Annotated in this window: 11 protein-coding genes; 5 read left to right on the top strand and 6 right to left on the bottom strand. The window is 40.5% G+C overall.

Going from position 1 to position 13,520, the window contains the following annotated elements:
• Positions 1-35 precede the first annotated feature (35 nt).
• Positions 36-1,580, bottom strand: coding sequence for a sodium/proline symporter PutP (gene putP / locus HLH18_RS10090; protein ID WP_171546727.1), 1,545 nt, complete (start codon positions 1,578-1,580; stop codon positions 36-38).
• A gap of 461 nt (positions 1,581-2,041) precedes the next feature.
• On the opposite strand from putP, the gene aspA reads away from it, so the two are divergent.
• The 5 genes from aspA to HLH18_RS10115 all read left to right on the top strand — a co-directional run bounded on the left by aspA (position 2,042) and on the right by HLH18_RS10115 (position 9,771).
• The gene (gene aspA, locus HLH18_RS10095; protein ID WP_171546728.1) at positions 2,042-3,490 is read left to right on the top strand and encodes an aspartate ammonia-lyase; all 1,449 of its coding nucleotides are present in this window, start codon (positions 2,042-2,044) and stop codon (positions 3,488-3,490) included.
• 138 nt (positions 3,491-3,628) lie between these two features.
• On the top strand, positions 3,629-3,982 hold the full coding sequence (locus HLH18_RS10100) for a hypothetical protein (protein WP_171546729.1): 354 nt from the start codon (positions 3,629-3,631) through the stop codon (positions 3,980-3,982).
• A gap of 135 nt (positions 3,983-4,117) precedes the next feature.
• Entirely contained in the window at positions 4,118-7,576 is a 3,459-nt protein-coding gene (gene mfd, locus HLH18_RS10105) for a transcription-repair coupling factor (protein WP_171546730.1), read from the top strand.
• Positions 7,577-7,809: 233 nt separating this feature from the next.
• Positions 7,810-8,244, top strand: a complete 435-nt coding sequence (locus HLH18_RS10110; RefSeq protein WP_067865690.1) for an HIT domain-containing protein — start codon at positions 7,810-7,812, stop codon at positions 8,242-8,244.
• 123 nt (positions 8,245-8,367) lie between these two features.
• Complete coding sequence (locus HLH18_RS10115) at positions 8,368-9,771, top strand: adenylate/guanylate cyclase domain-containing protein (RefSeq protein WP_171546785.1); 1,404 nt, start codon at positions 8,368-8,370, stop codon at positions 9,769-9,771.
• 82 nt (positions 9,772-9,853) lie between these two features.
• Here the strand turns inward: HLH18_RS10115 and fdx are convergent, their stop codons facing one another.
• The 5 genes from fdx to iscU all read right to left on the bottom strand — a co-directional run bounded on the left by fdx (position 9,854) and on the right by iscU (position 13,476).
• The gene (fdx, locus tag HLH18_RS10120; protein ID WP_067724649.1) at positions 9,854-10,192 is read right to left on the bottom strand and encodes an ISC system 2Fe-2S type ferredoxin; all 339 of its coding nucleotides are present in this window, start codon (positions 10,190-10,192) and stop codon (positions 9,854-9,856) included.
• Positions 10,193-10,205: 13 nt separating this feature from the next.
• Positions 10,206-12,068, bottom strand: coding sequence for a Fe-S protein assembly chaperone HscA (gene hscA / locus HLH18_RS10125; RefSeq protein WP_171546731.1), 1,863 nt, complete (start codon positions 12,066-12,068; stop codon positions 10,206-10,208).
• Positions 12,069-12,106: 38 nt separating this feature from the next.
• Positions 12,107-12,622, bottom strand: coding sequence for a Fe-S protein assembly co-chaperone HscB (gene hscB, locus HLH18_RS10130; RefSeq protein ID WP_067724653.1), 516 nt, complete (start codon positions 12,620-12,622; stop codon positions 12,107-12,109).
• Positions 12,623-12,731: 109 nt separating this feature from the next.
• On the bottom strand, positions 12,732-13,052 hold the full coding sequence (gene iscA, locus HLH18_RS10135) for an iron-sulfur cluster assembly protein IscA (RefSeq protein ID WP_067724655.1): 321 nt from the start codon (positions 13,050-13,052) through the stop codon (positions 12,732-12,734).
• 37 nt (positions 13,053-13,089) lie between these two features.
• Positions 13,090-13,476 (bottom strand): Fe-S cluster assembly scaffold IscU, encoded by a 387-nt coding sequence (iscU, locus tag HLH18_RS10140; RefSeq protein WP_131290928.1) that lies wholly within the window; start codon positions 13,474-13,476, stop codon positions 13,090-13,092.
• Positions 13,477-13,520: the final 44 nt, after the last annotated feature.

A 13,520-nucleotide genomic window follows, 5' to 3' on the forward strand; every position in this document is an offset into this window, starting at 1 on the left:
GCCCCTTTTTAAATGTCAAACTAGACTGCAATGATTCAAATTTTATAAGGAGTTTTCCGGCTGGCAGGGGGTTGATTTTGCAGTTCGGCCATTTCTTTTTTATATAATTCATCTGCCTGTTCAAAACGCTGAATCACGTCCTGAGAGGGGGCTTTTTCCAGTAAACTCACCACGACAATGCTGACAAATGACAGAATGAAACCGGGAATAATTTCATATAATCCAGTATCCGCCATCATATTTTTCCACAGAATGACCGTACTTGCACCCACCAGAATACCCATGATGGCGCCGTTTAAAGTCATGCGTTTCCAGAACAAGGACAAGATAATTAATGGTCCAAATGCCGCGCCAAAACCTGCCCAGGCATAGGCAACCAGCCCCAGTACTTTGCTGCTTGGGTTGCTTGCCAGCACAATGGCAAGAACAGCAATAGCTAACACCATAAAACGTCCTACCCAGACTAATTCCTTTTGTGAAGCATTCTTGCGTAGAAATGATTTGTACAAATCTTCAGTCAAAGTACTTGAACAGACCAAAAGCTGACAGCTGAGCGTACTCATTACTGCAGCTAAAATCGCGGCCAAAATAATGCCGGCAATCCACGGATTAAACAGGATTTTGGTCAGTTCCATGAAGATGGTTTCCGGGTTTTGAGAGACCACACTTGCCAGTTCGGCATGCTGCTGGAAATAGGCAATCCCGATGAAACCTGCACCGACTGCGCCGCCCAAGCATAAAATCATCCAGCTCATGCCAATACGGCGTGCCGCAGGAATGGTTTTTACCGAATCGGCCGCCATAAAACGCACCAGAATATGTGGTTGACCAAAATAGCCTAAGCCCCAAGCCAGGGAGGATAAAATGGCAACCGTACTTAAACCTGAAAGCATATTAGTGGCATGTGGGCGGGCTGTTTCAATCACGCTTGCAAACTGCTGACTATGATCACCGATGGCCATATAAGCCATGATCGGGGTGAGAATTAAGGCAAAAATCATCAGGCCTGCCTGAAAGGTATCGGTCCAGCTAATCGCTAGAAATCCGCCAACACACACATAACTAATGGTGGCAATGGCACTGATCCATAATGCAGTGGTATATGACCAGCCAAAAATGCTTTCAAACAATCGCGCGCCAGCAACCATGCCGGAAGCACAATAAATCGAGAAAAATACCAGAATGACCAGGGCTGAAATCACACGTAAAACACGTTTGCGGTCAGCAAAACGACTGGTGAAATAATCAGGCAGGGTCAAGGCATTATTTTGAACTTCGGTATGTACGCGCAAGCGACCTGCAACCAGCAGCCAATTCAGCCATGCACCGATAATCAGACCAATGCCAATCCACGCTTCAGATAAGCCAGAGAGATAAATGGCTCCAGGTAAGCCCATCAGCAACCATCCACTCATATCTGATGCACCTGCAGACAGGGCGGTAACGACACTGCCTAGACTCCGTCCACCGAGAATATAATCTGAAAAATCTGTCGTCGCCTTATAAGCATATAATCCTATACCGACCATGGCGATGATATAAAAAATAAATGTGATTAATGTCGGGTTCAGTTGACTCATGTGCTCATCCTTCTGTCCTTATGGATACATCTGTCCAAGATGAATTTTTATACATATTCAGTAAGGCGCTGATTCAAACATGAAATTGAAATTACGTTCTGTTACATTTCGAAGGGGTTTAATAGCGTGTTGTGTAGCAGAATGTATTTTTAGATACAATTGATTAAAAGTTAATAAAATTAATCAGTTATAATTTTGGTGATTAATGTCATTTATAGGGATCCCATACAGGCTTAGTGTGAATTGAAAATCCGGCTAAAAGATTTTTGAATTTAATTTTTTAATCAGGAAAATTGAAAGCGACAAGGTAGTTACAAGTGCTTACACTAGCTACAAAGCTGCTGTAATTGATTATAGAGCATTGCCAAATAAATATCTTTTTACAATATTCAAAATAGCGCAAAGGTTTAATATTTTTTTCAATTGCACAATTCTAGTGCATAAATGTGAGTATATTTAAAGTGTCTACGGTTCAACTCGATAATACAAGAATAGAGCGTGATTTGTTGGGAGCAAAGGAAGTTCCGGCAGCATGTTATTATGGCATTCATACTGTACGTGCTTTAGAGAATTTTCAAATCTCTAATCAGAAAGTCGGCAATCATCATCATTTTATTCGTGCTTTGGCCCAAGTCAAAAAAGCTTCGGCACAGACCAATTTAAAATTTAGCAAAATTTCTGAACAAGTCAGTCAGGTGATTCAGCGGGCGTGTAATGAATTAATCGAATCTCCGGAAAAATGGAGTCATGCTTTTCCTTTAGATGTTTATCAAGGGGGAGCGGGTACGTCTATTAATATGAATACCAATGAGGTATTGGCCAATATTGCCTTGGAGCATCTAGGCTATAAAAAAGGCCAATATGAACATATTCATCCGAACGATCATGTCAATAAATCGCAATCGACCAATGATGTCTATCCCACTGCTTTGCGCTTGGCAACATATTATAGTCTGGACGATTTATTGCTTCAGATTCAAAAATTAGTTGATACGCTGCATATAAAGGTTGCAGAGTTTCAGTTTGTTTTAAAAATGGGGCGTACCCAATTACAAGATGCAGTCCCGATGACCTTGGGACAAGAGTTCCGTGCTTTTGCAACGTTATTAAAGGAAGATCTACGACTGATTCAACGCACCCGCGAGCTTTTATTGGAAGTGAATTTGGGTGCAACAGCCATTGGTACTGGGGTAAATACACCCGCGGGCTATGCACATGAAGCGATTCAATCTTTAAATAAAATTACCGGATTGAATTTAATTGGTGCGGAAGACTATGTGGAAGCCACCAGTGATTGTGGTGTGTTCATTATTTTATCCAGTACGCTTAAACGTCTTGCAGTGAAGCTTTCAAAAATTTGTAATGACTTGCGCTTATTGAGTTCGGGGCCACGTACCGGTTTGGGTGAAATTCGCTTACCTGAATTACAAGCCGGCTCATCGATTATGCCTGCTAAAATTAATCCGGTGATTCCTGAAGTGGTGAATCAGATTGCTTATAGAGTAATTGGTAATGATTTAACCGTTACCATGGCTGCGGAAGCGGGACAGTTACAGTTAAATGTGATGGAACCGGTGATTGCCATTTCCATTAATGAATCCATTGAATTACTCACTCAAGCCATTTCGAGTTTGGATAATAAATGTATTCAAGGCATTCAAGCCAATGAGCAGGTTTGTTATGACGCTGTGATGCGTAGTGTCGGCATTGTGACTTTACTCGATCCAATTTTGGGTCATGCCAAATGTGATGAAATTGGCAAGCAATGTATTGCTGAAAATAAAACCATTCAACAGATTGTCTTGGAACAGGAATTACTGACCCAAGAACAGCTAGATGAAATCTTTGCCTTTAGCAATCTGGTTTCAGAAGTGACAGCACAACATGAATTGTTGGCACAAGTAAGCTAATTCGGCTAAGGCAAAATTTAATTTTAGTTATAGTGAAAAGGTAGCCGTTTAAACAGCTGCCTTTTTTATGGAAAATAGTGCTGAAGATAAAGCCGCTCAGGGTTAGAATAGGCAGGTTTTTTAATATTTGTAATACTTATGCTGAATAAACTTGCCGGACTATTCAAAAGTTCTAAACCTTCTCCTGAACAGCTGTTCCTGGAAGAAAATAATATCCAATTCAATCAAGAGCAGGGTTATATCGTCGATGGTGTTGTGGTTAATGAACTGTCTGAACGGCTGTCATATTTTTCTAATCGAAAATTAACCCAGTTTGACGATTTAAAAGCATTATATTTCACTGCCATGATTATCAATGAAAAAATTGATCTTGAAATTGCCAATCAGCGTTTTGTCACACGTTTAGGTAATACCGAAGAAAACCTGTTGCAGTTAAAGCAAATTATTCAAAAGCTGAATGGCTATTACCGCAATTTCTTACGCGAAAAATAATTGTAAAACACAGGCTGAGCAGGTGACATCTAAAAGGATGTAGAGAGAAAAACGGAGTGCATATAAAAATAACTCAACCCACAAAAAACCCATGTTAAGATACAGCTCATGTCATTTAGACCAAAAGCTATATACATGTTCCAACAAGAAATTTCCCAATTAAATCTGCAGCAACTAAAAGCAGGCGAAAAACGCTGGGTCGGTAATTTACAAGGCTCATCTGCGGCTTTATTGTTTAAAGAAATTGCCACGCAAAATAAGCAATTGTTCATTATTGTTGCCAAAAATAATCAGCATTTGGGTCAGTTGGAAAGTGAATTAGAATTTTACGGGATAAAACCGACCATTTTCCCGGATTGGGAAATTTTACCTTACGACCGTTTATCGCCGCATCAGGATATCGTATCTGAACGTCTTTCCATTTTATCAAATATGCCAAAGCAGGGCGTATTGTTGCTTTCTGCATCGACTTTAGCACAACGGGTTGCGCCAACCTCTTGGGTGTTGGGTGAACATTTCGATATTAAAGTGGGTCAAAAATTTGAACTGGAACAACAAAAACTGCGCTTGATTCAAGCAGGTTATCATCTGGTTGATACCGTTTATGATCATGGCGAATTTGCGGTACGCGGCAGCATTATGGATATTTACGCGTCTGGGCAAAATTCACCAATCCGTATCGATTTATTTGATGATGAAATTGAGAGCTTAAAATTCTTTGATCCCGAAACGCAAAGAACCACGCAAAATCTGCAACAGTTTTCAGTATTACCGGCCAAAGAATTTCCACTCAAAGAAGGGCGTTCGACTTTCCGTGATCGTTATGCAGAAAGTTTTCCTAGCGCCAATCCCAAGAAAAATCCAGTTTATCAGGATGTTTTAGAGGGTATTGCTTCTCCGGGGCTGGAGTTTTATTTCCCGTTATTCTTTAGTAAAGAAGCGATGCAAACACAAAGTACCCTAATGGCGTACTTACCCAAGAATGGCATTGTCATTACAGATAAGTATTTGGATGAGAACTTAACCAGTTTTTGGAAAGATGTGGTTCGACGCTATGAAGATCGTCGCCATAATGTTGATCATCCTATTCTGTCGCCAGAAGAGATATTTCTGCAACCGAATCAAGTGTTAGAACAACTGAATCACTTCGCCAGAATTATTGCCTCAGCAGAAGAGTTTGTAGAAAAGACAGGCGTCCTTAATCTCAATACTGAATTGCCACCCCGTTTACCTGTAGATCCAAAACAGGAAAAACCATTTTCAGCGGTTAAAAAGTATATTGATGCTGCAAATCATCCGGTACTGTTGGTGGCTGAAAGTGCCGGGCGCCGTGAAACCTTAAAGGATGCTTTGCGTCCTGCTTTGGGTGATATTCCCAATGTTGAAAATTTTGCAGAATTTAGAAAATCATTACATGCCATCGCCATTACCAGTGCGCCACTTGATCGTGGTTTAGTAATTCCTGATCACCTGACAGTGATTTCTGAAAATCAGCTCTATGAACATCGGGTCGTCCAGCGCCGTCGTAAACGCCAGCAGGAAGTTTCAGAAGAATTCCTGATCCGCAGTTTAACCGAGCTGAGTATTGGTGCCCCTGTGGTGCATATTGATTATGGTGTGGGACGTTATGCGGGTTTGGTCACTTTAAGTATTGATGATCAAGATCATGAGTTTTTACAGCTGGATTATGCTGATGCAGCAAAGGTCTATGTTCCGGTCACCAACTTACATTTAATCAGCCGTTATAGTGGTGGTGATCCGGATTTAGCACCATTACATAAATTAGGCACTGATGCCTGGAATAAAGCCAAACGTAAAGCCCTTGAACAAATTCATGATGTTGCTGCAGAGCTGTTACATATTCAGGCACGTCGACAGGCGAAACCCGGCTTTAGCTTTGAACTTGAACAAAGTCCATATATGCAGTTTGCCAGTGGCTTTGCCTATGAAGAGACCTTAGATCAAGCCAATGCGATTGAAGCGACCCTGCATGATATGCAACTGGCGAAACCGATGGATCGTCTGGTTTGTGGTGATGTCGGTTTTGGTAAGACTGAAGTGGCGATGCGGGCTGCATTCTTGGCAGTACAAAACAATAAACAGGTGGCGGTTTTGGTTCCGACGACCTTGCTGGCACAGCAGCATTATGAATCCTTTAAAGACCGTTTTGCTGATTGGCCGATTCGGATTGAAGTGCTTTCTCGTTTTGGTTCCAATAAAACCCATCTGAAAATTACCGAAGACTTGGCTGACGGTAAAGTCGATATTGTGATTGGAACACATAAAATTTTGCAGGAAAGTATCCAGTTTAAAAACTTGGGTTTGATGATTGTCGATGAAGAACATCGTTTTGGAGTGCGTGATAAAGAACGTATTAAAGCCATGCGTGCCGATGTCGATATGCTGACCCTGACCGCAACCCCCATCCCGCGCACATTAAATATGGCTTTTAGCGGTATGCGTGATTTGTCCATTATTGCCACACCGCCAGCACGTCGTTTAGCAGTCAAAACCTTTGTTCAAGAGCACACCAGTGACGCGATAAAAGAAGCGATTCTGCGTGAATTACTTCGTGGTGGACAGGTTTATTTCCTGCATAATGAAGTGGAGAGCATTGAACGTACAGCTGAAAGTATTCGGGAGCTAGTACCTGAAGCACGAGTAGCAGTGGCACATGGACAAATGCGCGAACGTGAACTGGAGCAGGTGATGCAGCAGTTCTATCACAAGGAATACAATGTTCTGGTCTGTTCAACCATTATTGAAACCGGGATTGACGTTCCAAATGCCAACACCATTTTGATTGAACGTGCAGATAAGTTAGGTTTAGCACAGTTACATCAATTACGTGGTCGTGTCGGGCGTTCGCATCATCAAGCCTATGCCTATTTATTGGTACCTTCAATTAAAGGCTTGAAGGGAGATGCTGAAAAACGTCTGGATGCGATTCAGCGTGCATCGAATTTAGGTGCAGGTTTTATGCTGGCCACAGAGGATTTGGAAATTCGTGGTGCAGGTGAGCTCTTGGGTGAGCAACAAAGTGGTTCAATGCATGCGATCGGTTATAGCCTGTATATGGAAATGCTTGAAAAGGCGACCAAAGCCATTCAAAAAGGTAAAACACCGAATTTCGATGCACCGTTATCTTTAACGGCTGAGATTAATCTGCATATGCCGGCATTGATTCCAGATGAGTATTTAGGCGATGTACACCAACGTCTGATGTTTTATAAACGTATCAGTAATACCGACAGTCAAGAAAAGCTCGATAATATCCGTATGGAATTGATTGACCGTTTTGGTGTGCCACCACAACCTGTGAAGCAATTATTTGCTGTGCACCAACTCCGCTTAAAAGCAGAGCAGTTGGGGATTACCAAGGTTGATATCAGTGCAAATGGTGGTCATATTGAATTTTCACCAGATACTCCGGTTCAAGCCATGAGCATTATTCAAATGATGCAAAAACATCCGACTTTTTTCCGTATGGATGGAGGGCAACGTTTAAAAATCATGGTGATGCTGGAAGATTATCAAAAAAGAATTCAATTTATTTCCGATTTACTCGCGAGTTTATTAAAAGAAATTCACTAATCAGAAAGTGGGTGTGTAAATATTATGCACTCACTTCTTGATTCACCCATAATTTAGGGTTTATGGAAAAGAAATACTTGAATTTTTAAGGAAATTTATTAAATTTATCTGTGCTTGAGTGTTCAGGGCAAATAGTGGTTTATTTGTAATGAAACACATTGCATAGAATATTCACGTCTCATTGGATGTGGTAGTATTAGCCATCATTCTAATTTTGCATAATTTATAAAGATATGTTTAGTTTGCATCCACAACTTGCTCAAGATACTTTTTTTGTAGGCGACTTTCCACTGTCAACATGTCGTTTAATGAATGATATGCAATTTCCGTGGCTCATATTAATTCCGCGTGTACCCGGTATTAGTGAATTATATGAATTAAGTCAGGCTGACCAAGAACAATTCCTACGTGAATCTAGCTGGTTATCAAGCCAGTTGGCGCGTGTATTCCGTGCAGACAAAATGAATGTTGCTGCTTTAGGAAATATGGTTCCACAATTACATTTTCATCATGTAGTGCGTTACCAAAATGACGTCGCGTGGCCAAAACCAGTTTGGGGAACGCCAGCTGTTCCTTATAGCAATGAAGTCCTTGCACATATGCGTCAAACTTTAATGCTTGCGTTACGTGGTCAAGGTGATATGCCATTTGACTGGCGTATGGACTAATTCAAAGCGATTTAAAAAGCCAAACAGGGAATGTGTGGTGTGAATACTGGGACCAGGAGTGATTGAGTGCTAGACGACTGGATTAGCAAAGAGCCGAGACAATTTGAATATTTTCATCGTTTGATGGGGTATATCATGTTGTCTTTACTCGTCATCGTTTATCATTACACTTCTTCTGATACGCAATATCAGATCTATGTCCCTTTATTCTTGTTGTTTGTCTTGCTGATTACCCCGAAGTTATCGACTGGGTTGCTGTATCGCTATAATTCAAAAATACAACGCAGTCTGTTATTTCTCATTGATGTTGTTGCCATTTCAGTTATTTTGTCTGCCATTCATTTAAACCTGGTGCTGACTTTTATTTCACTTTTTGCACTTCTATATACTGCAATCAGTAATAAAATTTCATTTCTCATGGTGTCATTGGCGAGTCTGATTGGAATCGCAATTTTCTATCTGTGTAATATCTTTATTTTTGGTTTTGGCGAATATTTTGAACAAACCACAGGTGAATTAACCGTTCTGGGCTTTATTTGTCTCATCACTTATTTTGGTGTGGGAAGTTTTTACCAACGCAGTCAAATCCAGCATGTTACCGATCGTAAAGCTTATTATTATGAGCAAATGAATCGTTATATGGAGTTTGCCAACCAGCTCAGCCGTTATGCACCGGTACAATTGTGGCAATCGATTATGAAGGGTGAGTCTGAAGCCAAAATTGAATATAAGCGTAAGAAAATGACCATTTTCTTTTCAGATATTCAAGGTTTTACCGAGCTCTCCGAAACCCTTATTCCCGATGACTTGGCATTTTTGCTCAATGACTATTTAAGTCATATGACAGAAATTGCGAAACAGTATGAAGCGACTGTCGATAAGTTTATGGGGGATGCGATCTTAATTTTCTTTGGTGATCCGATCTCGCAAGGTGTTGAACAAGATGCAAAAACTTGTTTAGACATGGCTATTGATATGCGTCAGCAAATGAAATTGTTAAGAGAGCGATGGATTAAAATGGGCTATCCCGCTTTGCATATTCGTATGGGGATTAGTACGGGGTATTGTCACGTTGGGAATTATGGTGCAGCTCATCGTATGGCCTATACCATTGTTGGACGTGATGCCAATTTGGCAGCACGTTTACAAAGTGCGGCAGAAGTGGATGAAATTTTAATCTCAGATGATACCTATAATTTAATTAAAAATGATTATTTGTGTGCACCTAAAGCACCGATTAAGCTTAAAGGTATTCAGGATCCAGTGAAAACCTGGCAGGTGATGGAAAAATATACTTCACGTAAATCGGATTATCAGCGTTGGTTTGATTATGAGTATAAAGGCTTTCATTTATTGCTGAATCTGGACGAAGTTCAAAACTATGAATATCCAGAGTTGATCAATGTTTTGGAAAAAATGATTAAACGCATACAAAAACAGCAAAAAATGACCAATTCTCAAGGTGTGGTAAAATTAAATCTGGAAGATGAAATAATCGAAGATCACAAAGATGAACAATATCATTAAGATGAATAGTGACTAAGCATGGTTGCTATTGAATTGAATATTAAAAAACCACGCTTGGCGTGGTTTTTTAATCCTGAATCAATTAATGATTTTCAGATGCATGATTGATGGTGTATTTCGGAATTTCAACTTCCAAGTCTTCATCCACAATTTTAACTTGGCATGAAAGACGTGAGTCAGGCTCAAGACCCCAAGCGCGATCAAGTAAATCGGCTTCGACATCATTCATTTCTTCGAGGCTGTCAAAACCTTTGCGAACCACAACATGACAAGTGGTGCATGCGCAAGACATGTCACATGCATGCTCAATCTTGATGCCATTTTTCAATAAGCTTTCGCAAAGATTTGCATTCTGTTCAACTTCAAACTCAGCACCATTTGGGCAAATTTGCGCATGTGGAAGAACTTTAATACGTGGCATAATTTTTACCTATTTATTCGGGTGAGTTTGACCAGTCATCAAGTTTAGTGCCTTTTAGGGCAGCATCAATATGTTGATTCATGCGTGCAGCAGCAAAAGCATCACTGTGTATTTTAAGCTGTTCTACAGCCTGTTCAATAGCTTTGATGTCGGTAGTTTTAAGTTGAGTTTCAAGTTGAACTTTGGCTTGATTTAAAGACTCTAGCTGTTCGGCAGTTAATAGCTGAGCATCTACTTTAAGTGCCTGTTCCAATGCTTCAAGTTCACGTTGTGCTTCAACTTTGGTTTCTTGCAAATGACGAAGATTTTTATCTTCTTCAGCAAATTTAAAACCTTCAATCAATAAGCGTTCAGTATCAGAATCGGATAAACCATAAGAAGGCTTAATATCAATTTGAGCATGTACGCCCGAGGTGGTTTCTTTTGCTGAAACGGTCAGTAAGCCATCAGCATCGACCTGGAAGGTCACTTCAATACGTGCCTGACCAGCAGTCATGGGCGGAATGCCATGTAAAACAAAACGACCTAAACTGCGGCAGTGTTCAACCAGATCACGTTCACCTTGTACCACATGAATCAGCATGGCAGTTTGACCATCTTGATAAGTGGTAAACTCTTGGCGACGTGCAACCGGGATAGCGGTATTACGTGAAATGAGGCGCTCAACCAGACCACCCATGGTCTCTAAACCTAAAGAGAGCGGGGTAACATCCAGCAGCAATGAGCCATCTTTGCTATTGCCAATCAGCTGGTCTGCAGTAATGGCTGCACCAATCGCAACGACTTCATCTGGATTTATGGTACATAAAGGTTCTTGATTGAACACATCGCGAACTGCTTTTTGTACTGCATATGAACGGGTTGATCCACCGACAAGAACGACGTTTTGAATATCGTCAAGTTCAAGTTTGGCATCACGCATCACACGTTTACATACGCTAATGGTTTTGTCTAAGGCAATTTTAATAATGTCTTCAAAGGTTGCACGATCTAAAGTTAAAACCTGATCTAGAGCTTGAAGTTCAACAGATTCTAACTCTGTTAATGCTTCCTTGGCATGACGTGCAGCAACCATAAGATGTGCATGTTCTGCATCATCCAGGGTTTCAATATTAAGCTGTTTCTTCGCCCATTTCACAATGAGGCGGTCTAAGTCATCACCACCGAGTGCAGTATGGCCACCCGTCGCTAAAACTTCGAATACACCTTGGGTAAAACGCAAGATAGAAACGTCAAAAGTACCACCGCCTAGATCATAAATTACATAGTTGCGGTCAGAAGCTAAATTGCTTTCTTGATCTAGACCATAGGCAACAGCAGCAGCAGTCGGTTCATTCAACAAGCGTAGAACATTTAAACCGGCTAATTGGGCAGCATCGCGAGTAGCTTGGCGCTGAGCTTCATCAAAATAGGCTGGTACAGTGATTACCGCGCCATTAATTGGATTTTTTAAACTTGCTTCAGCACGTTCTTTCAATTGTTTTAAAATTTCAGCAGAAATTTCAACTGGGGTTTTACGACCTTGACTGGTTTCAAAAGCTGGCATCTGGTGATCTTCACCCGCCAATGTATACGGGTGCTGGAATTTAATATCCGCTTTTGAACGACCCATAAAGCGCTTAACAGAAACAATGGTGTTTTTAGGATCGCTGGTCATGAAGGCTTTTGCTTCATCCCCATATTGAGTTGCCTGATCTGCATAATGCACAATCGATGGGAGTAACACGCGACCTTGTTCATCGTTAAGAACTTTGGCTTTGCCTGATAAAACCGTAGCCACTAAAGAGTGTGTTGTACCTAAATCGATACCAATAGCAATACGGTGTTCGTGGGGCGCACTTGATTGACCAGGTTCTGCAATTTGCAAGAGAGCCATTGTGTTACATCCTTTGAACGTCTAAAAGTAAAAATAAATTAAAAATCATCATCAAGATCGAAAGAATCATCATCCAAAAAGCGATCTTCGGCTTTGTCGATATCCGCCATGACTTTTTGGAAGAAACGTAACTTACGCACTGTGTCGCGCGCTTCAGCCCAGTCTTCTTCAGTATAGTCAATTTTGAATTCACGAACCAAGCTGTCAATCCATTGTTGGACTTCTTGTTTAAGTGAAATTAGGTCTTCGGCAGCGTGAGCTTCATCCAGCTGTTCACGAATTTCTAGCGCAGATTGTAAAAATTCAAAATCGCTGATGGATTGATCAAGAAGATGATCTTGTTTTTTTAACGAAAGCAAATATCCCGCACGACTATCAACTTGAGATAAAACTTTAAACGCCTGATTGATTTCACTTGACTTGATCAGTGCCTGATCTTTGTCTTCAGCTTTATCGGGATGATATTGTTGCTGCAATTTTAAAAATTCATTTTTTAAAGCTGCTAAATCAATATCGAGTGCTGCAGGAAGATTGAACAACTCAAAATGATTCATGGGAGATTTGATCCGCGAAAGTTGTATGAAAATAATTTCAAATATAAATGTAATTAAAACAGTGTATTGTACACTGTTTTAATTTTAAAAAGAGGATGAAGGGGATTGATTAAACAGTGAAAGATTCACCACAACCACATTCACCTTTTTTATTGGGGTTGTTAAATTCGAAGCCTTCGTTTAAGCCATTTTTCACATAGTCCATTTCTAAACCTTCTAAATAGACACTGCTTTTAGGGTCAACGAAAACCTTAACACCAAACTGTTCAAAAATTTGATCATGTGTATCAATTTCATCAACGAATTCGAGTACATAGGCCAAACCAGAACAGCCTGAAGTTTTCACGCCAACGCGAATGCCTTCACCCTTACCGCGATTTTTTAAGTAATTGCTGATATGAGTTGCAGCATTTTCAGTTAAATGAATCATGAAAACTCCGTTATTCCTTATTTAAAACTTAAAGCCATTAAGCTTTAGCTTTTTTGCTGCGGTAGTCTTCAACAGCAGCTTTAATTGCATCTTCAGCAAGTACAGAACAGTGTACTTTCACTGGAGGAAGCGCGAGTTCAGTTGCAATATCAATGTTTTTGATTGCTTGTGCTTCGTCTAAAGTTTTACCTTTAAGCCATTCAGTTACAAGCGAGCTTGAAGCAATAGCCGATCCACAACCATAAGTTTTGAAACGTGCCTGTTCAATCACACCGTTGTCATCAACTTGGATCTGAAGGCGCATAACGTCACCACAAGCGGGTGCACCGACCATACCTGTACCAACATTTTCAGCGTTTTTATCTAAAACACCAACATTACGGGGGTTTTCGTAATGATCAATTACTTTTTCACTATAAGCCATGATGCGTCTCCAAACCTCGGGGTCAGCCTTTATAAGATTTAATA

Origin of the sequence: Acinetobacter sp. ANC 5414 (assembly GCF_013004295.1) — a bacterium.
GTDB lineage: Bacteria > Pseudomonadota > Gammaproteobacteria > Pseudomonadales > Moraxellaceae > Acinetobacter.